The 23,798-nt window shown below is 60.9% G+C and carries 21 protein-coding genes and 2 riboswitches; of the genes, 12 read left to right on the top strand and 9 right to left on the bottom strand.

Translation table 11 applies throughout. The features are described 5' to 3' along the window. Positions 1–35: 35 nt before the first annotated feature. From KGB06_RS07125 to KGB06_RS07105, 5 genes are all read left to right on the top strand, one after another. Positions 36–1,427: a GntP family permease gene (locus KGB06_RS07125; protein WP_223513196.1), complete on the top strand. Its 1,392-nt coding sequence runs from the start codon at positions 36–38 to the stop codon at positions 1,425–1,427. Between the two features lie 7 nt (positions 1,428–1,434). Beyond that, the gene (gene hbdH / locus KGB06_RS07120; RefSeq protein WP_223513193.1) at positions 1,435–2,208 is read left to right on the top strand and encodes a 3-hydroxybutyrate dehydrogenase; all 774 of its coding nucleotides are present in this window, start codon (positions 1,435–1,437) and stop codon (positions 2,206–2,208) included. Between the two features lie 121 nt (positions 2,209–2,329). Then, on the top strand, positions 2,330–4,285 hold the full coding sequence (locus tag KGB06_RS07115) for an acetoacetate--CoA ligase (RefSeq protein ID WP_223513190.1): 1,956 nt from the start codon (positions 2,330–2,332) through the stop codon (positions 4,283–4,285). 266 nt (positions 4,286–4,551) lie between these two features. Then, entirely contained in the window at positions 4,552–7,089 is a 2,538-nt protein-coding gene (locus KGB06_RS07110; protein ID WP_223513187.1) for a PAS domain-containing protein, read from the top strand. Positions 7,090–7,154: 65 nt separating this feature from the next. After that, on the top strand, positions 7,155–7,430 hold the full coding sequence (locus KGB06_RS07105; protein ID WP_007898282.1) for a peptidylprolyl isomerase: 276 nt from the start codon (positions 7,155–7,157) through the stop codon (positions 7,428–7,430). Between the two features lie 138 nt (positions 7,431–7,568). On the opposite strand, the gene KGB06_RS07100 is transcribed toward KGB06_RS07105, so the two are convergent. From KGB06_RS07100 to KGB06_RS07085, 4 genes are all read right to left on the bottom strand, one after another. Further along, positions 7,569–8,501, bottom strand: a complete 933-nt coding sequence (locus KGB06_RS07100) for a sugar kinase (RefSeq protein ID WP_223513184.1) — start codon at positions 8,499–8,501, stop codon at positions 7,569–7,571. 146 nt (positions 8,502–8,647) lie between these two features. Continuing rightward, positions 8,648–9,865, bottom strand: a complete 1,218-nt coding sequence (locus KGB06_RS07095) for an amino acid deaminase (protein ID WP_223513182.1) — start codon at positions 9,863–9,865, stop codon at positions 8,648–8,650. A 39-nt stretch (positions 9,866–9,904) separates the two neighbouring features. Then, complete coding sequence (locus KGB06_RS07090; RefSeq protein WP_223513181.1) at positions 9,905–10,669, bottom strand: IclR family transcriptional regulator; 765 nt, start codon at positions 10,667–10,669, stop codon at positions 9,905–9,907. A gap of 120 nt (positions 10,670–10,789) precedes the next feature. Next, positions 10,790–11,179, bottom strand: a complete 390-nt coding sequence (locus tag KGB06_RS07085; RefSeq protein WP_223513178.1) for a RidA family protein — start codon at positions 11,177–11,179, stop codon at positions 10,790–10,792. Positions 11,180–11,431: 252 nt separating this feature from the next. On the opposite strand from KGB06_RS07085, the gene KGB06_RS07080 reads away from it, so the two are divergent. Continuing rightward, on the top strand, positions 11,432–11,875 hold the full coding sequence (locus KGB06_RS07080; RefSeq protein ID WP_223513175.1) for a thioredoxin family protein: 444 nt from the start codon (positions 11,432–11,434) through the stop codon (positions 11,873–11,875). Positions 11,876–12,003: 128 nt separating this feature from the next. Continuing rightward, complete coding sequence (locus tag KGB06_RS07075; RefSeq protein WP_223513173.1) at positions 12,004–12,255, top strand: DUF2790 domain-containing protein; 252 nt, start codon at positions 12,004–12,006, stop codon at positions 12,253–12,255. On the opposite strand, the gene KGB06_RS07070 is transcribed toward KGB06_RS07075, so the two are convergent. Beyond that, positions 12,246–12,656 carry a MerR family transcriptional regulator gene (locus KGB06_RS07070; protein ID WP_223513170.1) on the bottom strand — a complete coding sequence of 137 codons (411 nt, stop codon included), beginning with the start codon at positions 12,654–12,656 and terminating at the stop codon, positions 12,246–12,248. The genes KGB06_RS07075 and KGB06_RS07070 overlap by 10 nt on opposite strands. A gap of 77 nt (positions 12,657–12,733) precedes the next feature. Here KGB06_RS07070 and KGB06_RS07065 point away from each other — a divergent pair, with 77 nt between their 5' ends. After that, the gene (locus KGB06_RS07065) at positions 12,734–13,957 is read left to right on the top strand and encodes an NADH:flavin oxidoreductase/NADH oxidase family protein (protein ID WP_223513167.1); all 1,224 of its coding nucleotides are present in this window, start codon (positions 12,734–12,736) and stop codon (positions 13,955–13,957) included. A gap of 101 nt (positions 13,958–14,058) precedes the next feature. Here KGB06_RS07065 and KGB06_RS07060 read toward each other — a convergent pair whose 3' ends face one another. The 4 genes from KGB06_RS07060 to cobW form a co-directional block, all read right to left on the bottom strand. Further along, positions 14,059–14,670: a vWA domain-containing protein gene (locus KGB06_RS07060; RefSeq protein WP_411741840.1), complete on the bottom strand. Its 612-nt coding sequence runs from the start codon at positions 14,668–14,670 to the stop codon at positions 14,059–14,061. 53 nt (positions 14,671–14,723) lie between these two features. Beyond that, positions 14,724–15,722: an ATP-binding protein gene (locus KGB06_RS07055; protein ID WP_223513165.1), complete on the bottom strand. Its 999-nt coding sequence runs from the start codon at positions 15,720–15,722 to the stop codon at positions 14,724–14,726. A gap of 145 nt (positions 15,723–15,867) precedes the next feature. Next, a complete protein-coding gene (gene cobN / locus KGB06_RS07050; RefSeq protein WP_223513163.1) occupies positions 15,868–19,725 on the bottom strand; it encodes a cobaltochelatase subunit CobN in 3,858 nt (1,285 codons plus the stop codon). Between the two features lie 3 nt (positions 19,726–19,728). Further along, positions 19,729–20,796, bottom strand: coding sequence for a cobalamin biosynthesis protein CobW (cobW, locus tag KGB06_RS07045; RefSeq protein WP_317849349.1), 1,068 nt, complete (start codon positions 20,794–20,796; stop codon positions 19,729–19,731). Between the two features lie 101 nt (positions 20,797–20,897). Next, positions 20,898–21,111, bottom strand: a riboswitch (cobalamin riboswitch). 168 nt (positions 21,112–21,279) lie between these two features. Then, positions 21,280–21,508: riboswitch (cobalamin riboswitch) on the top strand. A gap of 119 nt (positions 21,509–21,627) precedes the next feature. On the opposite strand from cobW, the gene KGB06_RS07040 reads away from it, so the two are divergent. The 4 genes from KGB06_RS07040 to cobM all read left to right on the top strand — a co-directional run bounded on the left by KGB06_RS07040 (position 21,628) and on the right by cobM (position 23,788). Continuing rightward, complete coding sequence (locus KGB06_RS07040; RefSeq protein ID WP_223513157.1) at positions 21,628–21,831, top strand: CbtB domain-containing protein; 204 nt, start codon at positions 21,628–21,630, stop codon at positions 21,829–21,831. Positions 21,832–21,842: 11 nt separating this feature from the next. Beyond that, on the top strand, positions 21,843–22,550 hold the full coding sequence (locus KGB06_RS07035) for a CbtA family protein (protein ID WP_223513153.1): 708 nt from the start codon (positions 21,843–21,845) through the stop codon (positions 22,548–22,550). After that, positions 22,547–22,960 carry a cobalamin biosynthesis protein gene (locus KGB06_RS07030; RefSeq protein WP_223513152.1) on the top strand — a complete coding sequence of 138 codons (414 nt, stop codon included), beginning with the start codon at positions 22,547–22,549 and terminating at the stop codon, positions 22,958–22,960. Before KGB06_RS07035 ends, KGB06_RS07030 begins: the two co-directional genes overlap by 4 nt. A gap of 81 nt (positions 22,961–23,041) precedes the next feature. After that, complete coding sequence (cobM, locus tag KGB06_RS07025; protein ID WP_223513151.1) at positions 23,042–23,788, top strand: precorrin-4 C(11)-methyltransferase; 747 nt, start codon at positions 23,042–23,044, stop codon at positions 23,786–23,788. The last annotated feature ends 10 nt before the right edge of the window (positions 23,789–23,798 follow it).

The following is a 23,798-nucleotide window of genomic DNA, read 5'->3' as shown; positions in this document are numbered from 1 at the left end:
CCACCCTACAAAAATAACAATCCAGGAGACACACCATGAGTGTGATCATTGCCTTGGCAGCCCTCACGCTGCTGATGCTGGCTGCTTACCGCGGCTACAGCGTTATCCTCTTCGCCCCGATTGCCGCCCTCGGCGCCGTCCTCCTCACCGACCCTTCCGCCGTCGCTCCAGTCTTCACCGGGGTGTTCATGGAGAAAATGGTCGGGTTCATCAAACTGTATTTCCCCGTGTTCCTGCTCGGTGCCGTGTTCGGCAAACTGATCGAGTTGTCCGGCTTCTCACGTTCGATCGTCGCCGCCGCCATTCGCCTGCTCGGCACGCGCCAAGCGATGTTGGTGATTGTGCTGGTCTGCGCCCTGCTCACCTACGGCGGCGTGTCGCTGTTCGTGGTGGTGTTCGCGGTCTATCCGTTTGCCGCTGAAATGTTCCGCCAGAGCAACATCCCCAAGCGTCTGATCCCGGCGACTATCGCCCTCGGCGCGTTCTCGTTCACCATGGACGCCCTGCCCGGCACTCCGCAAATCCAGAACATCATCCCCAGCACCTTCTTCAACACCACCGCCTGGGCGGCGCCGTGGCTGGGTTTGATCGGCGCGATCTTCGTGTTTTGCGCCGGCATGCTGTTTCTTCAGCGCCAGCGCAACAAGGCCCAGCGCTCTGGCGAAGGCTATGGCACTGAGTTGCGCAACGAGCCGGAAACGGCGCTCGATATCAAACTGCCTAACCCGTGGATCGCCCTGTCACCGCTGTTGGCCGTGGGCATCACGAACCTGCTATTCACCCAGTGGATTCCGCAGTGGTATGGCAAGACCCACACCCTCCAGCTGCCCGGCATGGCCGCGCCGGTGACCACCGAAATCGCCAAGCTGACGGCGATCTGGGCGGTTCAGGCGGCGTTGCTGGTGGGCATCATCCTGGTGCTGGTATTCGGCTTTCAGGCGATTCGCGGCAAGTTGGCTGAAGGCAGTCGAAGTGCAGTCAGCGGTTCGTTGCTGGCGGCGATGAACACGGCGTCGGAATACGGCTTTGGGGCGGTGATCGCCTCGCTGCCAGGCTTCCTGGTGCTGGCGGACTGGCTCAAGAGCATTCCGAACCCACTGGTCAACGAAGCCATTACCGTGACGGTACTGGCGGGCATCACCGGTTCTGCCTCGGGCGGAATGAGCATCGCCCTGGCGGCCATGGCCAACGACTTCATTGCGGCGGCCCATGCGGCCAACATTCCGCTGGAAGTGCTGCACCGCGTGGCCGCGATGGCCAGTGGCGGCATGGACACCCTGCCGCACAACGGCGCGGTGATTACCTTGCTCGCGGTCACCGGCCTGACGCACCGCGAAGCCTACAAAGACATTTTCTGTATTACGCTGATCAAGACCCTGGCGGTCTTCGTGGTCATCGGCACTTTCTACGCCACTGGCATTGTGTGAGGTATTCATGACGACTCTTACAGGCAAGACCGCACTGGTCACCGGTTCCACCAGCGGCATCGGCCTGGGCATTGCGCTCAGCCTGGCCAAGGCCGGCGCCAACGTGGTGCTCAATGGCTTCGGTGATGCCTCCAAGGTAATTGCCGAGGTCCAGCAGTTCGGCGGCAAGGTCGGTCATCACCCGGCCGACGTCAGCGACCCGGCGCAGATCGCCGAGATGATCGACTACGCCGAGCGTGAGTTCGGTGGGATCGACATTCTGGTCAACAACGCCGGCATCCAGCATGTGGCGTCGGTGGAGGACTTTCCCGTGGAGCGCTGGGACTCGATTATCGCGATCAACCTGTCGTCGGTGTTTCACAGTACCCGCCTGTGCCTGCCGCGCATGCGGGCCAAGAACTGGGGGCGGATCATCAACATCGCCTCGGTACATGGTCAAGTGGGTTCGGTGGGCAAGGCTGCGTACGTGGCGGCCAAGCATGGAGTGATCGGCTTGACCAAAGTGGTCGGTTTGGAGACTGCAACCACGCACGTGACCTGCAATGCGATCTGCCCGGGCTGGGTGTTGACGCCGTTGGTGCAGAAGCAGATCGATGACCGCGCCGCGACCGGGATTGATCCGCAGCAGGCCCAACATGATTTGCTCGCGGAGAAACAGCCGTCGCTGGAGTTCGTCACCCCGCCGCAGCTGGGTGAACTGGTGCTGTTTTTGTGCAGCGAGGCCGGTAGCCAGGTGCGTGGCGCGGCGTGGAATATTGATGGTGGGTGGTTGGCGCAGTAATCCGCCACTAGACCGCGTTATCGTTCTTCGCGAGCAGGCTCGCTCCCACAGGGGATGGCATTTCAATGTGGGAGCGAGCCTGCTCGCGAATGGATCTGAAGCTAGAACAAGAGGCCAAGCCATGTCCGATATCCTCTGGCAACCCAGCACCGAACGCATCGGCAAGTCGCGCATGGAGGCCTTTCGGCGCTCCATCAGTCATCGACATCATGTCCACGTCGATGACTACCCGGCCCTGCACCAATGGTCCATCGATCAGCGCGAAGATTTCTGGCAAGCCATCGTCGATTTCTTCGATGTCCGTTTTCACGATCAACCTGACGCGGTGCTGGTCGAGGGCCCGCAAATGCCCAGCGCCCGGTGGTTCCCCGGCGCCACCCTGAACTTTGCCGAACACCTGCTGCGCCGTCGCGACGATGCCATCGCGGTGATCGCCATTGGTGAGAACGGCCAGCGCGAACACCTGACCTGGGCTGAGCTGGCGGAGCATGTGGCCGGGTTCCAGCAAAGCTTGATCGCTGCGGGGGTCGGCCTTGGCGATCGTGTAGCGGCGTGCATGCCCAACACCTGGCAAACACTGGTGGCCATGCTCGGCACCACCAGCCTGGGGGCGATTTGGTCCTGCTCGTCTCCGGATTTTGGCACTCAAGGTGTGATCGATCGCTTCGGCCAGATCGAACCGAAAGTACTGATCACCTGCGCCGGTTACCGCTACGCCGGCAAGGACATCGACCAGACCGGCAAAATCAACGAAATTCTTCAACGCCTGCCGTCGCTGCAGCAGTTCATCGTTGTGCCTTATGCACGGCCGCAGGCGCACATCGTGGACTTCCATACCCGCGCCAACGTGGCGTTGTGGGAGGATTTCTACGACGTCGGCGGCGAACCGGATTTCGTCCCCGTGCCCTTCGCGCACCCGCTGTACATCCTCTATTCCAGCGGCACCACCGGCGTGCCGAAATGCATCGTCCACAGCACCGGCGGCGTATTGCTGCAGCACATCAAGGAGCACGGATTGCATTGCGATCTCGGCGCCGGCGATCGGTTGTTCTACTACACGACGTGCGGCTGGATGATGTGGAACTGGCTGGTCTCGGCCCTCGCCGTGGGCAGCGCCGTGGTCCTGTATGACGGCTCGCCTTTTCATCCCGGCCCAGAACGCTTGATCGACCTGATCGACGATGAGCGCATCAGCGTCTTCGGCACCAGCCCCAAATTTCTCGCCACGCTGGAAAGCAACGGTGTGAAGCCAAGGGAAAGCCATGACCTGAGCAGTCTGAAAACCCTGCTCTGCACCGGTTCTGCGCTGTCGCCCCAGAGTTATGACTATGTGTACCGTGACCTGAAACCCGACGTGTGTCTGGCCTCGATGTCCGGTGGCACGGACGTCGTTTCTTGCTTTGTGAACGGTAACCCTTTCCAACCGGTGCGCCGTGGCGAAATACAAGGCAAGAGCCTGGGCATGGCGGTCGAAGTCTGGAACGAGGATGGTCAGCCGGTGATCGGCGAGAAAGGTGAATTGGTGTGTACCCGGCATTTTCCGGCGATGCCCATCGGCTTCTGGAATGATCCGCAGCAGGAAAAGCTGCACGCTTCGTATTTCAGCCAGTTCCCCGGTGTCTGGGCCCAGGGCGATTACGCCGAGCAACTGCCGCACGGCGCGATGATGATCCATGGTCGCTCGGACGCAGTACTCAACCCCAGCGGCGTGCGCATCGGCACGGCAGAGATCTACCGTCAGGTGGAAAAAGTCCCGCAAGTGCTGGACAGCGTGGCCATTGGTCAGCAGTGGCAGGATGACGTGCGGGTGGTACTGTTTGTGCGCTTGCATGACGGCGTCGAACTGGATGAAGCCTTGCAGCAGCAGATCCGTCAGGTCATCCGCGCCAACACCACACCTCGGCATGTGCCGGCGAAGATCGTCGCGGTGACCGATATTCCACGCACCATCAGCGGCAAAGTCGTCGAGTTGGCGGTCAGAAACGTAGTGCACGGACATAAGGTGAAAAACACCGATGCGCTGGCTAATCCGGAGGCGCTCGAACAATTCCGCAACCGCCCCGAACTCCAGGACTGAAGAAGATCCCCTGTGGGAGCGAGCCTGCTCGCGAATGTGATGTGTCAGCCAACATTGATGTCGACTGATTCACCGCATTTGCGAGCAGGCTCGCTCCCACAGTTATATCTGCGTCAGCCGATGATTTGCGAAAACATCGATTTCCATGGCAAAAAGCACCCGCGAAGCATTCAATGAAAAAATAATGACCCAACACGGGTCATTCAGCGTCTACCGCCCTACGAGATAGAAGACGCCGCCACACCGACTTAAACGCAGGACACTGGATGAACGCATCACCCACCGGCAGCGATGCCCTGGCCTTGATTGCCAGACTGGACTGGACACGCACCCCATTGGGCGCTGCTTGCACCTGGCCGCAGAGCCTGCGCACTGCCGTGGACATCGTGATTCACTCACCGATGCCGATGCTATTGCTATGGGGACCGCAACTCACACAGATCTACAACGATGGCTTCGCCCTCCTCGCCGGCAGCAAACACCCACACGCGTTCGGACAGCCGACGCACCAGATCTGGCCAGAACTCCAGGACTTTACCGACCCGATTTACCGCGCCGTCCTGCAGGGCCAGGTGCGCACCTACAGCGAACAACGCTTTACCTTGCAACGTGACGGTGAGGATTCCGACTTCTGGCTGGATTTGACCTACAGCCCGATCAGCGATGAAAACGCCGAGGTAGCCGGGATTCTGGTCACCGCCATCGAAACCAACGAACGCCGCCGCATCGCCCTTGAACTGGAACAGCGCTCGGCTGCCAGCCTCAAGGCCCAGCGCGACACCGAACAGCGCCTGCAACTGGCCTTGGCCGCTACCGACGCGGTTGGCACCTGGGACTGGGAGATCGACGAAGACCGTTTCCTCGCCGACGCCCATTTCGCCCAACTGCACGGCGTCGATCCGGGCATGGCCGGGCAGTTGCCGATCAGCGCCTACCTCCAAGGCGTGCATCCGGAAGACCGGGCGATGATTGCGCGCAGCATCAAGCACTGCATCACCCATGGCACCGAGTACGCAGAGGAATATCGTCTGCTGCAACCCGACGGCCAGTTGCGCTGGGTGTTTGCCCGGGGGCGTTGCTACAAGGATCACCACGGCCGGCCGATGCGTTTTCTCGGCGCGGCGCTGGACCTGACCGAGCGCAAACACACCGAACAGGCGTTGCGCCAGAGCCAGACCGAGTTGCAACTGATCATCAACGCGATGCCGGTCCTGATCAGCTACGTCGACAGTGAAGAGCGTTTCCGCCTGAACAACTCCGCGTACCTGGACTGGTATGGGCTGACGCCGCAGGAGCTTTACGGCAAAACCATTCGTGAAGTGCTGGGTGATGAGGCCTATGCCTTGCGCGCCGAATACATCACCGACGCGCTGAAGGGCAAACCCTGCTGTTTCAGCATCAGCACGCCGCACCGCGACGGCAGCCTCCGTCAGGCATTGATGAATTACCTGCCGCGCCACGGTGCGGATGGCGCAGTGAATGGGTTCTACATTTTTGTGATCGACGAAACCGAGCGCAAAAAGACCGAAGAAGCCTTGCGCAATCTCAACGAAACCCTGGAAGAGCGCGTTGCTGCCCGTACTCAACAGCTCGCTGAAGCCAACCAGCGTCTGCAAAACGAGATGTTCGAACGTGAGCGCGCCGAAGATGCCTTGCGCCATGCACAGAAAATGGAAGCGGTCGGCCAGCTCACTGGCGGCATCGCCCATGACTTCAACAACATGCTAACCGGGATCATCGGCAGCCTCGACTTGATGCAACGCTACATCGCCGAGGGGCGCACCGACGAGATCGGCCGTTTTACCGAAGCCGCCGTGTCCTCGGCCAACCGCGCCGCCGCGCTGACCCATCGCCTGCTGGCGTTCTCCCGCCGCCAATCTCTGGATCGCAAGCTGCTGAACACCAATGAGTTGGTGCGCTCGCTGGAGGACCTGCTCAGCCGGACCAAGGGCGAACACATCGAACTCAAGTTGCAACTGGCCGATGAAGTCTGGCCGATCAGCACCGACGTCAGCCAACTGGAAAACGCCCTGCTCAACCTGGTGATCAACGCCCGAGACGCAATGCCCGATGGCGGCGAACTGCTGATTGAAACCGCCAATGTTTACCTCGACGGCGGTGACATCATCACGCTGGAACCGGTCAAGGCCGGGGATTACGTAATGATTGCCGTCAGTGATAACGGCACCGGCATGACGCCGTCCATATTGGCCAAGGCGTTCGATCCGTTCTTCACCACCAAACCCATCGGCCAGGGCACCGGCCTGGGGTTGTCGATGATTTACGGCTTCGCCCAGCAATCGGGCGGGCATGTCAGCCTGTTCAGTTTGCCGGGCAAGGGCACCAGCGTGCGCTTGTACTTGCCACGCCTGCACGCCATGGAACCGCAAGACGTATTGATACCCGTGACGGGCGAAGCACCGGCGGCGATTGCCGGTGAAACCGTGGTGTTGGTGGAAGACGATCCGGCGGTGCGCATGCTGGTGCTCAACTTGCTCAATGAGCTGGGTTACCACGCACACGAAGCCGAAGATGCGAAGACGGCCCTGCCCTTGCTGGAATCCGACCTGCGCGTCGACCTGCTGGTGACCGATGTCGGGCTGCCGGGCATGAACGGGCGGCAACTGGCGGAGATCGCCCGTCAGCATCGCCCGGATCTCAAAGTGTTGTTCATGACCGGTTACGCGGAAAAGGCCACCGAACGCCAGGGCTTCCTCGAAGAAGGCATGGACATGGTGGCCAAGCCCTTCTCCATCGACCTGCTGGCCAACAAGATTCGGACGATGATCGGCCAACCCGAGTGAGTTGAGGCATAATCGCCCGCCCCCCGCTGGCACCAACATAGCCACCACCGATGCAAGGTATGCCCATGAAAGCTCAAGCCCGCCATATTCTGGTGAAAACCTCGGAAGAAGCCGAGCAGCTCAAACAACGCATCGCCAAGGGCGAAGCCTTCGATGTGCTGGCCAAAAAATACTCAACCTGCCCGTCCGGCAAGCGCGGTGGTGACTTGGGCGAAGTGCGGCCGGGGCAGATGGTCGGCGTCATTGATGCAGTGATTTTCAAGAAACCGCTGCGTGTAGTGCATGGCCCAATCAAGAGCAAATTCGGGTATCACCTGGTGCAGGTGTTTTACCGGGATTGAGCGGTGGGCTTTCGGGCCTCATCGCGAGCAGGCTCGCTCCCACAGGATTTGTGAACACTGAAGATCCAATGTGGGAGCGGCGGTGCGACGATTCGACTTGCCCGCGAACCGATTGCGCAGCAAACGGCCATTCACCCCCTATCTCGGAATGATTGCCCCCGGCACCTGAATCACCCGACTCGCCAACCGATGCCCGGCCTCAGCCGCTTCAACCGCGCTCCCGCCCTTGAGCCGACTGGCCAGGTACGCCGCGCTGAACGAATCCCCCGCCGCCGTAGTATCCACCACGCGCTCAACCTTCTGCGCCGGTACTTCAAACGACTCGCCGTCACAGCGAATCAGGCACGCTTCTGAACCGCGCTTGAGTACCACCTCCGGCGTACCGATCTGCTCGTACGCGGCAAACACAGCATCGCAATCGGAAAAATGGAACAGCGCCTGCTCGTCCTCCACGGTCAGCAACGCCAGGTCCACAAAGGGCAACACACTGCGATACGCCGTGCGGGCCTCTTCAACCGACGCCCACAAACGCGGCCGGTAATTGTTGTCGAAGACGATCCGCGCATCTCGCTGGCGGGCTTCAATCAGGGTTTCCAACAACTTTTCCCGACCTTGCACACCGAGTACCGCCAGAGTGATGCCGCTGAAATACAGCACATCGTAATCCGGCAGCGCCGCCAGAAACGGCGCGGCGGCCGGCGTGGTAAAGCAATCGCGTACAGCCGCTTCGTTGCGCCAGTAGAGGAAACGACGCTCGCCGGCCGCGTCGGTCTGGATGCAATACAAACCGGGCAAACGTCCCGGTAAGCGCTGAACCATGCCGAGGCCGATGTTTTCGCCAGCCCAGTTCTGACACATGGCGTCGCTGAAACTGTCGTCGCCCAGGGCGGTGACGTAATCGACAGCGCCGCTCGTGCCCAGCTCACGGGACAGGTAGACGGCGGTGTTCAGGGTGTCGCCGCCGAAGCTTTGTTGCAGGCTGCCGTCAGCGCGTTGTTGCAGTTCGATCATGCATTCGCCAATCAGGGCGATGCGCGGGGTGTTGGGGCCGAGGGTGTTGATGGTGTTCATTGTTCTTTCTCAGTCTGTCCGGTGTTTCTGCGGTGTTTGGCAGGCCGCCTTCGCGAGCAGGCTCGCTCCCACAGTGGATTTTCAGTGTTCACACAATCCCTGTGGGAGCGAGCCTGCTCGCGAAGGCCACACCTCGGTCTCAGCCCTTAGAAACAGGTTTCCATGGTTTCGATGACGTTCAGCTGTTCATCCACCAGACACCCCGTACGCCACTTGTCGAACGTCAGGCACGGGTGCGAGGTGCCGAACGAAATGATGTCGCCCACTCGCAATTCAACCCCCGGCGCCACAGTCATGAACGCGTGCTGATCCATTACCGCCGTCACCTTGCAGGCGCTGACGTCATCGCCCTTCGCCGGCACCACGCCGGCCTTGTAACGCAGCAGCGGCACCGGCAAACCGGCGTCGTAGGCCACGTCGCGCTTGCCCAGGGCAATCACTGCAAAACCCGGCTCCGGCATCGACTGCACGTGCGCCCAGACTTCCATTGCCGGACGCAGGCCTTCGTTGAGGTCGTTGCGGCGGTCGAGCACGCAGCATTGCGCTTCCTTGTAAATGCCATGGTCGTGCGCCACGTAGCTGCCAGGACGCAGCACACTCAGGAAACGCCCGCCAGCGTTCTGTGCTTCGAACTCTTCGGCAATCAAGTCATACCAGGCCGACCCTGATGCAGTGATGATCGGCTTGGCAATCGCAAATGCACCGCTGTCCTGCAGCTGCACCGCCAGACGCACCAAAGACGCAGCGAAATCACGAATGCCGCTGACCGCATGATCACCATGGATCACGCCTTCATAGCCTTCGATGCCGGTCAGCGCCAGCGCCGGTTGCGCGTTGATGGCTTTGGCCAGTGCGATGACTTCTGCTTCAGTCCGGCAACCGCATCGACCGCCCACTACTCCGTACTCGATCATCACGTTCAAGCGCACACCGCGTGAGGCGAAGTAGGCGCCGAGGTCGGAGACGTTGTCCGGGTGATCGACCATGCAATGAAAATCGAAAGTCGGGTCTGCCAGCAGAACGGCAATCAGCGCCATGTTCGGCGTGCCGACCAATTGGTTGGCCATCAGCACCCGACGCACGCCATGGGCATATCCCGCTCGGGTTTGCGTGGCACTGGCCAGGGTGATGCCCCAGGCGCCGGCGTCCAGTTGGCGACGAAACAGCGCCGGGGTCATGCTGGTTTTGCCGTGGGGCGCGAGCTCGGCACCGCTGTTGCTGGCAAAGGCCTGCATCCAGCGAATGTTGTGTTCGAGCGCCTCACGGTGCAGTACCAGCACCGGCAGGCTGACATCGCGGACCAGGTTGGCGCCGATATGGGCAAAGCCCTTTTCCACGGCGGCAGTGTTTTGGGCAGTAGACATGGTCGAACTCCTCACGTTCGCGGCCGCAGACAGCCGCTGTTATTCGTTGATACGCCGGGCCAGGTTGTTGGCGCTGTCAATCAACACCCGACGATAGTCGCTGTAATGAGTCTTGGCATCTGCCCGTGGGGCAACGATGCAAAGGGTCGCAATGGCCACGCCGCTGGGGTCTTTGACCGGGGCGGCGAAGCAATGGGTAAAGGTGTCGGCGACGCTATCGAACGAGAAAAACTCATCGATAGCGGCCTGACGGATTTCACCAAGAAACTGCTCCAGCGGCAGGCGTTCGCCGTTGGGCAGGATGAAATCGTCGTGGTCGATCAGGTCGATGATTTCCTCGTCACTCAAGTGTGCCAGCAGCAGGCGCCCGGACGCGGTCCAGGGAATCGGCGCGTTCTCGCCGATGTCCGAGGAAATGCGGAAATGCCGCTCGCCCTCCTTCATCAGCGCCACAGTATATTTGCGCCCGTTGAGCAGGCACATTTGCGCGGTTTCATGAGTCTGGCTGACGATCTCCTGCAAGGCGTGATCGGCCTCGCGGGTCAGGTCGAAATGACGCAAATGCGCCTGACCGAGGAAGTACAACTGTCGGCCCAGATAGACGTGACCGTCCTTGCCCGCGGGTTCGAGAATGCGTCGTTCCAGCAGAGACGCGACCAGTTCGTAGACCGTGGATTTGGGACTGCCGATGCCGCTGGCAATTTCATTCGGGCGTAGCGGTTTGCCGACTTCCTTGAGGAAATCGAGGATATCGAACGCCCGGTCCAGACCGCGTGCCCGACGCTTGATGGTGTCTTCGGTCATGTCTTCAGGCTCCCATGCTAAGTGGCCGGGTTAGGCCGCCATCGCTGGCAAGCCATGCTCCTACAGGTTTTGCAGCGCTCTTGTAGGAGCAAGGCTTGCCCGCGATGGACGCACCGCGGTTCAGGCCTTTTTCTTGTAGGCGATGCAGTCAATCTCGACCTTGCAATCAACCATCATGTTCGCCTGCACACACGCGCGTGCCGGTGCATGTTCCGGGCTGAAGTACTCGGAAAACACCTTGTTGAAACTCCAGAAATCCCGTGGGTCTTCCAGCCACACGCCGGTGCGCACCACGTCTTCCAGCCCATAACCGGCCTCTTCGAGGATCGCGATCAGGTTTTTCATGGTCTGGTGAGTCTGCTCGACGATACCACCGACAATGATTTCGCCATTCAGCGCCGGCACCTGCCCGGACACATGCAGCCAGCCGTCGGCTTCAACTGCGCGCGCGAAAGGACGGGGTTGGCCACCACCGGCGGTGCTGCCGGTGCCGTAACGGATAATGCTCATGATTGTTTCTCCTGATAGATGCATATTCCGCTATAGCGGACGCGTGTAGGTAATAACGGAAACCGGCGGCAGAAAGTGTGCCACAGGTTTTGGGGGAATGTTGGGGGAGATTGAAAACTGAACGTGCGGTGCAGTAAGCCGTATCGTTCACAGCTCAGGGAAAAGCCACCTGTAATTTCTGACAGTAGACCCACCCTGCCCCCTCCTTTAACGTCGGGAAACCTCGATGGTCGTTTTGAAAAGGAGATTTCAATGAGCTCGACAACCCACCTGGCATCTCTGGCTCCGGTCTACCGTAAGGCGTTAAAAACCTGGCGTCCGGTTATTCTGTTTTTCGGCAACGAAGACTGTCCGGCGTGCGAGTCGGCGGAGCCGGTCTTTCGCGAAGTTGCCCAGCGATATCGTCATCACGCAAACATCTATGTGTTGAACACCGGCAAATCACCCCGGCACCCGAACGTCACCGGCACGCCGACCGTACTGTTCTTCAAAGACGGGAGATTGCTGAAGAAGCTCAAGGGTATTGGCACTCGGCAGACGCTGGAACAGGATTTCGCCAACCACGTTGGCAAGCTCAGACCGCGAAACGTGCGCCAAAAACCGAGTCACGATCTGGCGTGGTTGCGCCAAACCTTGCGCAGGTTGTGCACGGTGCCTCGGGCGTCTGAGCGGTTGGGTTGTCGGGGTGGGTGTTGAGGCGTGCAGTGATGGTGTCTGGCAGAGCCTGCTCGCGAAGCTTTTTTCCCCAAAGCCTGGAATAAACCCAGGCGGGGCTCGTCGTACTGCCACTGAAATCATTCAGTAGCCACTACGAGAGCCCCATCATGAAAAGCCTTCTGTCCACGCTGTTTCTGATTGGCCTGAGCGGCACTGCTGCCGCTGTCGACAACTCCAGCCCCTCGAACGTCGAGGATTACAGCTATTCGAAACCGCTGAACATTGCCAAGGTCGTCAACATCACCAACGGTGACTATTGCGGAATCGGCCCACGGGAGATGACTTACGTCGACACGATGGGCACCACCCATGTCTTGCGCTACCAGGCTTACGGTGATTCGTGCATCGATCAAAACTGATGCTTGAGCGACGCCATCACCCGCTCGGCATTCGCCTCACAGGCTATCCCTTCAGGCCGCGCCTGGATGCCTTCGATCACCACTAGCAACTTCGCCTTGCTCTGGGCCAGGTGAAGTTGCATTTCTTCGATCTGCTCGACCTTGCGCACAAGCCCCGCCACCAGTTCATCGCGCTTGAACTCGCCCGTCACGGTGTCCGGTAACAACTGCTTCAGCTCTTCGAGGCTAAACCCGGCCTGTTGGGCGCACTGAATGATCATCAGCGTTTGCAGCACTTGGGCGGGATACCGCCGGTAGCCGTTGGCCGAGCGCTCTACCTGACGAATCAAGCCCTGAGCCTCATAAAAACGAATGCGCGAAGCGTTCAGCCCGCTTAACTGCGCCAATTCACCAATTTTCATCACGGCCTCATTTGCCTGCTTGACATTAAAGTTAACTTTAAGCTTAGCCTCTGCTCTTCACTGATGAGGAGTCAAGCATGTCGCCCTTCCAAGCGTTGAATCTGCCCAACGGCCAGACCGTCGGCAATCGTATCGCCAAAGCCGCGATGGAAGAAAACCTCGCCGACACCGGGCAAGCACCGTCAGGCGCGTTGTTTCAGCTGTATCAGGCCTGGGCCGAGGGCGAAGCCGGTCTGTTGCTGAGCGGCAATGTCATGATCGACCGCCGCGCCATGACCGGTCCCGGTGGCGTGGTGCTGGAAGATGATCGCGATCTGCAACGCTTTCGTCAGTGGGCAACCATCGGCCGATCCGGTGGAGCGCAGTTCTGGATGCAGCTCAATCATCCCGGCCGCCAGACCATGGCCAACCTCGGCCAACAAGCCTTGGCGCCATCCGCCGTCGCGCTGGACATGGGGGCGTTTTCGAAGATGTTTGCCGAGCCCAAACCGATGTCCGAAGACGATATCGCCGAGGTCATCGCGCGCTTCGCCACCAGCGCGGCCCTCGCCGAACAAGCTGGCTTCACCGGCGTGCAGATTCATGCGGCGCACGGTTACTTGATCAGCCAGTTCCTCTCGCCATTGACCAATCGCCGCACCGACCGTTGGGGTGGATCGCTGGAGAATCGCGCGCGTTTGCTGCTGGACGTGGTCAGCGCCGTTCGCCAAGCCGTCTCACCGCAGTTTTGCGTGGCGGTGAAACTCAACTCCGCCGACTTCCAGCGCGGCGGTTTTGACGCCAATGATGCCCGCCAGGTGATTGTGTGGCTCAACGAGCAACACATCGACCTGTTGGAACTCTCCGGCGGCAGCTACGAAGCCCCGGCCATGCAAGGCGAAGCCCGCGATGGCCGAACATTGGCCCGTGAAGCTTACTTCCTGGAAATGGCCGGTGAACTGGCCAGCGTGGCGCGCATGCCGGTGATGGTGACGGGCGGCATTCGGCGCCTGGCTGTCGTCGAACAGGTGCTCGACAGCGGTATTGCCATGGCCGGTATCGGCACAGCACTGGCGGTGGAGCCGCAGTTGGTCAAACACTGGCGCGAAGGCCGCAACAGCCATCCGCAGTTGCCGCCGATTCTGTGGAAACGCAAACCGCTGGCCGCGCTGGCGAGCATGGCGGTGGTGAAGTTTCAGCTCAAGCGCCTGAGTCGCGGGCATAAGCCTCGGCCACAGGTGTCGGCGCTGTGGGCGCTGATTCTTGACCAGTTGTACATCAGCCGACGGACTCGGCAGTACCGGCAGGCGATGGGCAAATAATCTGAGACCGAGTTGGTTCCATTCGCTGGCAAGCCAGCTCCTACAGAACCAATGTAGGAGCTGGCTTGCCAGCGAAAGGGCCGGAACAGCCAACCAGAATCTCAGCCCAGAATCAGCTCATCAATGTGCCGATAATCCGCTTGTAACTCCACCGCCATCTGCTTCGCTCGCCCCAACCGAATCGGCCCACGTTCGATATCAATCAGCAGCCCCGGACACTCCAGCACCGGCAAACTCGACCACTCTTTCAACCGCCCGTCCGTCACCAGCAACACCCGCTGTTGTTCCGCCGGAAAACGCTTTTGCCGCATCGCCAGCCAGCGCCCCGCCTCACCCAGCGCCGCCAATAACGGCGTACCGCCGCCCGCCCCCAGACCATCGAGCCAGTCGCGCATACCCGACGACGCTTTCAAGCCTTGCACTTGCCACTTGGGCGCAAGACCGCTGGCTGTCAACAACGCCAACCGCGCGCGCTGGCGGTAGGCATCGTCGAACAGTTGCGCCAGCAAGCCTTTGGCATCGCTCAACGCCTGGTGACGTCGGGTCGAGGCGGACGCATCGACGATCACCAGCCACAGTTCGTGGGCAGAGCGCGTGCGCAGGTGGAACAGCACATCGCTGCGCTGACGTGGCCGGCCGTTGAGCAAGGTACCGGGCCAGTTGATCGAGCCGCTGCGCGCGGCGTGGCGTTTGCCTTGCTTGCCATTGTCCAGCCGTCCTGCGCGGGGTCTGGCATTCGCCCCCGCATCAGATCGAGGGCGAATGCCTAGGGCTTTTTTGGCCAGCTCGGCACTTCGCGGCGTGCGCCGACCGGCAGCGCCTGGGCGGGCATTTCACCCCATTGGCCCTGGCCTTCGCTCGGGTTGGAGTTTTGTGCAGACGGCGGCTGACGGTGTTGCGGTGCCGGCGGTGATTGCTCACGACGACGATGGCGCAAGGCGAACTCGGCGACGGCGTCGATATCGACCTCGGTGATCATGTTTGCACCGCGCCATGCGGCATGGGCGCGTGCAGCGCGTAACCAGACCAGGTCAGCGCGCAAGCCATCGACGCCAGCGGCAAAGCAGCGCTCAGTGATCAGTGCCAGCGCTTCATCGTCAAGGGGGATGCTCGCCAGGACGCTACGGGCCTTTTCACACCGTTCGCGCAACGACTGCTGCTGGTGTTCCCACTGCGCGCAGAAGCGTTGCGGATCGCTGTCGAAATCCAGTCGTCGACGGATGATCTGGCCGCGTTCAGTGGGTGCGGTGTGCCCACTGAGCGCGACGTTCAGGCCAAAGCGGTCGAGCAGTTGCGGACGCAGTTCGCCCTCTTCCGGGTTCATGGTGCCGATCAGCACAAACTTCGCCGAATGCCGATGGGAAATGCCGTCACGCTCAATCAGGTTGGTGCCGCTGGCGGCGACGTCGAGCAACAGGTCCACGAGGTGATCGGGCAGCAGATTGACTTCATCGACGTAGAGCACGCCGCCGTCTGCCTTCGCCAATACACCGGGGGAAAATTGTGCTCGCCCGTCACTCAGGGCGGCGTCGAGGTCGAGGGTGCCGACCAGACGCTCTTCGGTGGCGCCCAATGGCAAGGTGACGAATTGACCGCTGGCCAACAGGTCCGCGAGACCCCGGGCCAAAGTGGATTTGGCCATGCCGCGCGGACCTTCGATCAGCACGCCGCCGATTTTCGGGTCGATGGCGGTCAGGTACAGGGCGAGTTTCAAGTCGTCGGCACCGACCACGGCGGATAACGGGAAATGCGGGGTGTCGGTCATCTTCAATACTCGGTCATGGTCGGTGGCAGGTGAACCTTAAACCTGTAGGAGTGAGCCTGCTCGCGATAGCGGTATTTCAGACAGCATCTTTGTTGGCTGAAAGAATGTCATCGCGAGCAGGCTCACTCCTACAGGGGTAAGTGCATTAGCTGTCTTCTTCTATATCCAGCAGCAAGTTTTCCAGCGCCTCGCGATACTCGCCCGGTTCCTTCCACATCCCCCGCTGCTGCGCTTCCAGCATCCGTTCGGTCATGTCTCGCAAGGCGTGCGGATTGTGCTCACGAACAAAATCCCGAGTCGCCGGGTCGAGCAAATAGGCGTCGGCCAGCAATGCGTACTGGTGATCGTCAATCAATTGCGTGGTGGCGTCGAACGCAAACAGGTTATCGACCGTCGCCGCCAGTTCAAACGCGCCTTTGTAGCCGTGACGTTTCACCCCCTCGATCCACTTCGGATTCGCCGCCCGGGAGCGGATCACTCGGTTCAGCTCTTCTTTCAAAGTGCGAATCTTCGGCAAGTCCGGCTGACTGTGATCGCCGTGGTAACTGGCCGCGGCTTCACCGCTGAGGCTTTCCACAGCGGCGAGCATGCCGCCCTGGAATTGGTAATAGTCGTTGGAATCGAGCAAATCGTGCTCGCGGTTGTCCTGGTTTTGCAGCACCGCTTGCACCTGGCTCAGGCGCTGGGCGAATTGTTCGCGGGCAGCGGTGCCTTCGTCGGAACCGCCATAAGCGTAGCCGCCCCAGTTCAGGTAAACCTCGGCCAGGTCTTCACGGCTTTGCCACAGACGACCGTCGATAGCGCCCTGCACACCGGCGCCATAGGCACCGGGTTTGGCACCGAAAATCCGCCAGCCAGCCTGACGGTTCGCGGCGTCTGCATCCAGACCCGATTGCATCAACGCTTCACGCTCGGCACGCACTTTGGCGGCCAGCGGGTTGAGGTCATCCGGCTCGTCCAGAGCTGCAACCGCTTGCACGGCTGCGTCGAACAAACGGATCAGGTTGGCAAAGGCATCGCGGAAGAACCCGGAAACACGCAGAGTGACGTCCACGCGCGGGCGGTCAAGTAAGCTCAGCGGCAGAATTTCGAAATCGTCGACCCGCTGACTGCCCGTGGCCCAGACCGGACGCACGCCCATCAGCGCCATGGCTTGGGCGATGTCGTCGCCGCCGGTGCGCATGGTTGCGGTGCCCCAGACCGACAGGCCGAGCTGACGCAGGTGATCGCCGTGATCTTGCAGATGCCGTTCGAGAATCAGGTTCGCTGACTGGAAGCCAATGCGCCATGCGGTGGTGGTTGGCAGGTTGCGCACGTCCACCGAATAGAAGTTGCGCCCGGTCGGCAGCACGTCCAGGCGACCGCGACTCGGTGCGCCGCTGGGGCCGGCCGGGACGAAACGACCCTTCAGGGCGTCGAGCAGACCGCGCATTTCTGCCGGGCCACAAGCGTCAAGACGTGGCGCGACGACTTCACGCAGGCTTTCGATGATGGCACGCACGTCCGACCAACCCGCCTCCTGTGGGAGTGAGCCTGCTCGCGATAGCGGTGTGTCAATCGACATCAACGTTGAATGATGAACCGCATCGCGAGCAGGCTCACTCCTACAGGGTCCGGGTTCAGTCATCAAAGTTTGCGAAATGAGTTGAGCGGCAAACAGTTCCAGGCGTTCACGCGTATCACCCGCCGTACGCCAGACCTCATCACTGAGCGATTGCAGCTCAGCAGGACGCAGCCCGGTCCAAGGCTCGGCCAGCGCACAATCCAGCGGATCGAAACCCAACCCGAACGCCTTGGCCAACGCCCGCAGCAAACTGGATTGCGCACCACGGCCATCACCGCGCGGAATCCGCAACAGCGCCAATAACGTATCGATGCGCAACCGCCCGGCCGGTGACTCGCCGAAGATGTGCAGGCCATCGCGAATCTGCGATTCCTTCAAATCACACAGGTACGTGTCCAGGCGCGGCAACCAGATCGCCGCATCGGCATCGCTGTCGAGTTTTTCGTCCAGTTGCAGTTCGCGGTCAATGTGGGTTTCGCGCACCAGTTGCAGAATGTCGCGCTGTAACTCGCGGGCGCGACGCGGATCAAGCAGTTGCGCTTCGTAATATTCATCGGCCAGCAGCTCAAGGTTGCGCAGTGGCCCATAGGTTTCAGCACGCGTCAGCGGCGGCATCAAGTGGTCGATAATCACCGCCTGGGTGCGGCGTTTGGCCTGTGCGCCCTCGCCCGGATCGTTGACGATAAACGGATAGATGTTCGGCAACGGCCCGAGCAGTACATCCGGCCAGCAGTTTTCCGACAGCCCGACGCCTTTGCCCGGCAGCCATTCGAGGTTGCCGTGCTTGCCGACGTGAATCACGCCGTGGGCACCGTAGGTGTTGCGCAGCCAGAAATAAAACGCCAGATAGCCGTGAGGCGGTACCAGGTCCGGGTCGTGATACACCGCACTCGGGTCCACCTGATAGCCGCGCGCCGGTTGAATGCCGACGAAGGTCAGACCGAAGCGCAGGCCAGCGATCATCATGCGCCCGCCACGGTACATTGGGTCGCTTTCGGGCGCGCCCCAACGTTCCAGCACGGCCTGGCGATTGGCCTCGGGCAAGGCGTCGAACATGCGGTTGTATTCGTCCAGCGCGAGGCTTTGATGACACGGACGCTGGTCTAAGGTGTCGAGGTCGTTGCTGACACCGCCGAGCAATTGCTGGATTAGTGCGGTACCGCTGTCCGGCAATTCGGCCGCCAACGGATAACCTTCTTTATGCAGCGCACGCAGGATATTCAATGCGGCAGCCGGCGTGTCGAGGCCGACGCCATTGCCGATGCGTCCATCACGGGTCGGGTAGTTGGCAAGGATCAGGGCGATGCGTTTTTCGCTGTTCGGTACCCGCGCCAGATCGATCCAGCGCCGCGCCAGTTCGGCGACAAAATCCATGCGTTCCGGCTGAGGTCGATAACACACCACATCGGACTGACTGCGCTCGCTGCGCCACGCCAGGTCCTTGAAACTGATCGGACGGCTGATGATGCGCCCGTCCAGCTCCGGCAACGCGATGTGCATCGCCAGATCACGCGGGCCGAGACCCTGCTCGCTGGCGCGCCAACCGGGCTCGTTGTCCTGGGCGCAGATCGCCTGGATCACCGGGATGTTGCGGCGAAACGGGCGCAAGTGCGGTGCTTCTGGGCTGGATTGGGCGAAACCGGTGGTGTTCAAAATCACCCCCGCCTCGACTTCATCCAGCCAATCCTCGACCACCGTCAGGCAGCCGGGCTCTTTCAAACTGGCCACGGCAATCGGCAAAGGGTTCAACCCCGCCGCCTGCAAACGCTGGCAGAAAACATCGATAAAACCGGTATTGGCCGCCTGCAAATGCGAGCGGTAAAACAGCACCGCTGCCACGGGTTGATCGGCCTGCCAGTCGGCTTGCCAATCCTTCAGTTCAGTGGGGCTTTTGTGCGGGTGGTAAATCGCCGTGCGTGGCAGAATTTGCGGCTCGGCCCAGGCGTAATCGCGGCCCAACCAGCGAGTGGCCAGACAACGGAAAAAATCCAGGGCATTGCCCATGCCGCCCTGACGCAAAAACTGCCAGAGCCGGTCACGGTCGCAGGCCTCCACGGTGCTGAGGTCGCTGAGTTCCGGGTCCGGACGATCATCGCCCGGCACCAGAATCAGCTGCACGCCCCGTTCGGACAATTGCACCAACCGCTCGACGCCATACCGCCAATAGGCGATGCCGCCGTGCAGTGAGATCAGAATCACCTTGGCGTGACGCAACACTTCATCGACATACAGATCGACCGAGGCGTGATTCTGCACCTGCATCGGGTTGGCCAGGCGCACGCTGGGGTAGTCGTCGGGTAGTTGCTGCGCGGCTTCAGCAAGCAGCGCGAGGCTGGAATCACCGCTGCACAGGATCACCAGCTCGGCGGGGGTTTGGCCAAGGTCGGCGATGTTGTCATCCGACACGAAACCGCCGGGCTGGGTCCTGAGCAGGTGCATGGCTTAAACGCTGAGCGCGGCGCGCAATTGCGCTTCGAGTTGAGCGGCGTCCAGATCCTGGCCGATCAACACCAGGCGCGTGGTGCGCGCTTCATCGGCGCCCCACTGACGGTCGAAATGCTTGTCGAAACGCGTGCCCACGCCCTGAATCAGCAAGCGCATCGGCTTGTTCGGGATCGCGGCGAAGCCTTTGACGCGCAGGATGCCGTGCTGGACCACCAGTTGGGTTAGCGCATCCAGCAGCAGGCTTTCGTCGGCTTGCGGCAGTTCGAGGGAGATCGAGTCGAAAGCATCGTGATCGTGGTCGTCATGGTCATCACCGTCGTGGTGATGATCGTGATGGCTGTGACGGCTGTCGATGTGTTCTTCGGAGCCGGCACCGAGGCCGATCAAAACATCCAGTGGCAGACGGCCGCTGCTGGCCTCGATGATTTTTACCGCTGGCGGCAGTTCTTCGGCGACTTCGAGGCGCACGCGGGCCAAGTCTACAGGGTTGATCAGGTCGGCCTTGTTGAGAATAACCAGATCGGCGCTAGCCAGCTGGTCGGCGAACAGTTCGTGCAGCGGCGATTCGTGGTCCAGGTTCGGATCGAGTTTGCGTTGGGCATCCACTTGATCGGGGAACGCGGCGAAGGTGCCGGCGGCGACGGCCGGGCTGTCGACCACGGTGATCACCGCATCAACGGTGCAAGCGCTGCGGATTTCCGGCCACTGGAAGGCTTGAACCAGCGGCTTGGGCAGGGCCAGGCCCGAGGTTTCGATGAGGATATGGTCGAGGTCACCGCGACGGGCCACCAGTTCGCGCATCACCGGGAAGAATTCTTCCTGAACTGTGCAGCACAGGCAGCCGTTGGCCAATTCATAAACGCGGCCGTTGGCTTCTTCTTCGGTGCAGCCGATGGAGCACTGCTTGAGGATTTCGCCGTCGATGCCCAACTCGCCAAACTCGTTGACGATCACCGCAATGCGACGGCCCTGAGCGTTGTCGAGCATGTGCCGCAGCAAGGTGGTTTTACCCGAACCGAGGAAGCCGGTAACGATGGTGACGGGGAGTTTGGCCAGTGTTTTCATCGGATGCCCTTTGGCAAGGTGGCGGGCATACGGGACGACGACCGGCAACGCGGATGCACGTGCCTGAAGAGTTCGCCACCGGATCACCCCGCCCGGTTGAAAGTGAGAATCTGTGTCGAGGCAGGTCTCCTGGCTGACGGCTGGCCAGTCGTTTGACTGGCGGTTGCTGCGCCTTCCCGCTCGCGCCATGGCTGGCGCATGCAGTGGCATGGCAGAAACTGAACCGTTCACAGTTGCGGGGGCAGCCGCGGCATTGACCGCGTTCCCTTCTTAGCTTCGGCTAAACGCCGAAGAACCTCGAAAGCGCAAGGCTACGCATCGCGCTGGGGCGGGTCAATGTCTTGTGGCGGCCATCGGGACGCCAGCGCGGGCAAGCCTTGCTCCTTCGCGCACTTGTAGGAGCAAGGCTTGCCCGCGATTGAGGCGACACAATCCCGAGTTGCGAACCCTTGCCAATTGACGCGTATCCCCCGCCCATGCTTTCCTACGCACTTTGTTACGGGTGCCCTTCACAGGGTGAAACGGGAAACCGGTGAATCATGTGCTTTACTCAAAGCCATGTCAGTCCGGTGCTGCCCCCGCAACGGTAAGCGAGCGAAGCATCAAATCCACTGTGCCAGCAGTTCGGCATGGGAAGGTGATGCTTGCAGGTCAAGGCGAAAGCCTGCGCCCCTCGTGAGCCCGGAGACCGGCCCGCAACACAAAGTGACCGCTACGGTCACTGAACAACAAACCCGCGGTGGGCGGGCGCTGTTTGAACGTCTGCGTGCCCGACTCGCAGGGGTTTTCCATGCGCTCTTTTCACCCGCTGACACACCAGAGGGATGCGCCATGTCGATTATCAGCAGTACCGGCAGCAACACGGACAAGAGCACCGCCAGCACCACCACAACCCTGACTCAACGCCTGACCGCCGCCGTGTGTGCGTCGATCCTTGGTGCTAGCCTTGTGTATTTCGCCGGTTTCTCGCACATCGAGGCGGTGCACAACGCCGCGCACGATACCCGTCACAGCTCTGCTTTCCCGTGCCATTGAGAGCAGCCGAAATGATCAAGCGTATTGCGCAAACCGCAGGGTTCACCGGGCTGCTGGCCGCCCTGCTACTGACCCTGCTGCAAAGCTTCTGGGTCGCACCGTTGATTCTTCAGGCGGAATCCTACGAAAAAACCGAGCCGGCGCTGGTTCAACCCCATGAACACGCCGAGGGCGCCATGGCCGGCCATACCCACGACGCCGAGGCCTGGGAGCCGGAAGATGGCTGGCAGCGCGTGCTGTCGACTACCGGCGGCAACCTGGTGGTGGCCGTCGGTTTTGCCCTGATGCTTGCCGGCCTCTACACCTTACGTGCGCCAAACAGCACCGCACAAGGCCTGCTCTGGGGCCTGGCCGGTTACGCGACGTTTGTTCTCGCACCGACCCTCGGCCTGCCGCCTGAATTGCCGGGCACTGCCGCGGCCGATCTGGCGCAACGGCAGATCTGGTGGATCGGCACTGCGGCGTCCACAGCAGCCGGTATCACCCTGATCGTGTTCAGCCGCCATTGGCTGATGAAGGTGTTGGGCGTGGCGATCCTGGCCGTTCCGCATGTCATCGGCGCACCACAACCTGAAGTGCATTCGATGCTTGCGCCAGAAGCCCTGGAAGCACAGTTCAAAATCGCTTCGCAGCTGACCAACGTAGCGTTCTGGCTGGCCTTGGGCCTGATCAGTGCCTGGTTGTTCCGCCGCAAAAGCGATGGCCAATACCACGCATGACAAATGCCAGCACAGTGCCGACGTTAGTGGTCGGCCTGGGCTGCCAGCGCGGCTGCCCTGTCAGCACGTTGCGGGCATTGCTTGATCAGGCATTACAGGCTCATCAAATCGGACTTCACGAGATAAAGGCCCTGGCCAGCATTGACCTGAAGCGCGACGAATTGGGCCTGATCGAGCTGGCCGCACAACTTGCGCTGCCGTTGACGTTTTTCAGCAGTGAACAATTGGCCGGTTATCACCCCAAACTCACCCACCATTCAGAAATCGCCTTCGAGCGTACCGGCTGCTATGGCGTAGCGGAAAGTGCCGCCCTGGCACTGGCCGAACAGTTGGCCCAAGTCCCGGTGAAACTGCTGATATCCCGACAAAAATACGCTCAGGCGACCTTGGCGTTGGCCGGCGCTGCGTAATATCCCTGATACTCGCGCATTCGATCATGAGCAATCTTCATCTGAAGCCTTGCCCAGCCTCTTTTTTCACAGGAATCGACGATGACCGTCTACTTCATTGGCGCAGGGCCCGGCGACCCGGAACTGATCACGGTCAAAGGCCAACGGCTGATTCGCAGCTGCCCGGTGATCATCTACGCCGGCTCCCTGGTACCTGCGGCCGTGCTGGAAGGCCATCGCGCCGAACAGGTGGTCAACAGTGCCGAATTACACCTGGAACAGATCATTGAACTGATCAAAACTGCCCACGCCAACGGCCAGGACGTGGCGCGGGTGCATTCCGGCGATCCGAGCCTGTATGGCGCGATTGGCGAGCAGATTCGCTACCTGCGCGAGCTCGATATTCCTTTTGAAATCGTTCCGGGTGTCACGGCGACGGCGGCGTGTGCGGCGCTTTTAGGGGCGGAACTGACCCTTCCGGACATTTCGCAGAGCGTGATCCTGACCCGCTACGCCGACAAGACCGCCATGCCGGCCGGGGAAGAACTGGGCAGTCTGGCGCAACACGGGGCGACTATGGCCATTCATTTGGGCGTGAACCACCTGGAGAAAATCCTTGCGCAACTACTGCCGCATTACGGCGCGGACTGCCCCATTGCGGTGATTCACCGGGCGACGTGGCCAGATCAGGATTGGGTGGTGGGGACGCTTGAGGACATTGCCGGGAAGGTTGAAGCCAAGGGGTTTCGACGTACGGCGTTGATTCTGGTGGGACGGGTGTTGGGCAGTGACCACTTTAGCGAGTCTTCGCTGTATCGCGCGGGGCATGCGCATCTCTATCGCCCATAGGGCCCCTTCG

The organism is Pseudomonas sp. GL-B-19 (assembly GCF_019956415.1).
Lineage (GTDB): Bacteria > Pseudomonadota > Gammaproteobacteria > Pseudomonadales > Pseudomonadaceae > Aquipseudomonas.
The sequence above is the reverse complement of the archived record's forward strand: the minus strand, read 5'-3'. Positions and strand labels throughout refer to the sequence as shown.

What these genes read in the sequence shown, in the direction of transcription:
- KGB06_RS07125 (WP_223513196.1), top strand. Translation starts at nt 36, where the DNA reads ATGAGTGTGATCATTGCCTTGGCAGCCCTCACGCTGCTGATGCTGGCT.
- hbdH (WP_223513193.1), top strand. Translation starts at nt 1,435, where the DNA reads ATGACGACTCTTACAGGCAAGACCGCACTGGTCACCGGTTCCACCAGC.
- KGB06_RS07115 (WP_223513190.1), top strand. Translation starts at nt 2,330, where the DNA reads ATGTCCGATATCCTCTGGCAACCCAGCACCGAACGCATCGGCAAGTCG.
- KGB06_RS07110 (WP_223513187.1), top strand. Translation starts at nt 4,552, where the DNA reads ATGAACGCATCACCCACCGGCAGCGATGCCCTGGCCTTGATTGCCAGA.
- KGB06_RS07105 (WP_007898282.1), top strand. Translation starts at nt 7,155, where the DNA reads ATGAAAGCTCAAGCCCGCCATATTCTGGTGAAAACCTCGGAAGAAGCC.
- KGB06_RS07100 (WP_223513184.1), bottom strand. Translation starts at nt 8,501, where the DNA reads ATGAACACCATCAACACCCTCGGCCCCAACACCCCGCGCATCGCCCTG.
- KGB06_RS07095 (WP_223513182.1), bottom strand. Translation starts at nt 9,865, where the DNA reads ATGTCTACTGCCCAAAACACTGCCGCCGTGGAAAAGGGCTTTGCCCAT.
- KGB06_RS07090 (WP_223513181.1), bottom strand. Translation starts at nt 10,669, where the DNA reads ATGACCGAAGACACCATCAAGCGTCGGGCACGCGGTCTGGACCGGGCG.
- KGB06_RS07085 (WP_223513178.1), bottom strand. Translation starts at nt 11,179, where the DNA reads ATGAGCATTATCCGTTACGGCACCGGCAGCACCGCCGGTGGTGGCCAA.
- KGB06_RS07080 (WP_223513175.1), top strand. Translation starts at nt 11,432, where the DNA reads ATGAGCTCGACAACCCACCTGGCATCTCTGGCTCCGGTCTACCGTAAG.
- KGB06_RS07075 (WP_223513173.1), top strand. Translation starts at nt 12,004, where the DNA reads ATGAAAAGCCTTCTGTCCACGCTGTTTCTGATTGGCCTGAGCGGCACT.
- KGB06_RS07070 (WP_223513170.1), bottom strand. Translation starts at nt 12,656, where the DNA reads ATGAAAATTGGTGAATTGGCGCAGTTAAGCGGGCTGAACGCTTCGCGC.
- KGB06_RS07065 (WP_223513167.1), top strand. Translation starts at nt 12,734, where the DNA reads ATGTCGCCCTTCCAAGCGTTGAATCTGCCCAACGGCCAGACCGTCGGC.
- KGB06_RS07055 (WP_223513165.1), bottom strand. Translation starts at nt 15,722, where the DNA reads ATGACCGACACCCCGCATTTCCCGTTATCCGCCGTGGTCGGTGCCGAC.
- cobN (WP_223513163.1), bottom strand. Translation starts at nt 19,725, where the DNA reads ATGCACCTGCTCAGGACCCAGCCCGGCGGTTTCGTGTCGGATGACAAC.
- cobW (WP_317849349.1), bottom strand. Translation starts at nt 20,796, where the DNA reads ATGAAAACACTGGCCAAACTCCCCGTCACCATCGTTACCGGCTTCCTC.
- KGB06_RS07040 (WP_223513157.1), top strand. Translation starts at nt 21,628, where the DNA reads ATGTCGATTATCAGCAGTACCGGCAGCAACACGGACAAGAGCACCGCC.
- KGB06_RS07035 (WP_223513153.1), top strand. Translation starts at nt 21,843, where the DNA reads ATGATCAAGCGTATTGCGCAAACCGCAGGGTTCACCGGGCTGCTGGCC.
- KGB06_RS07030 (WP_223513152.1), top strand. Translation starts at nt 22,547, where the DNA reads ATGACAAATGCCAGCACAGTGCCGACGTTAGTGGTCGGCCTGGGCTGC.
- cobM (WP_223513151.1), top strand. Translation starts at nt 23,042, where the DNA reads ATGACCGTCTACTTCATTGGCGCAGGGCCCGGCGACCCGGAACTGATC.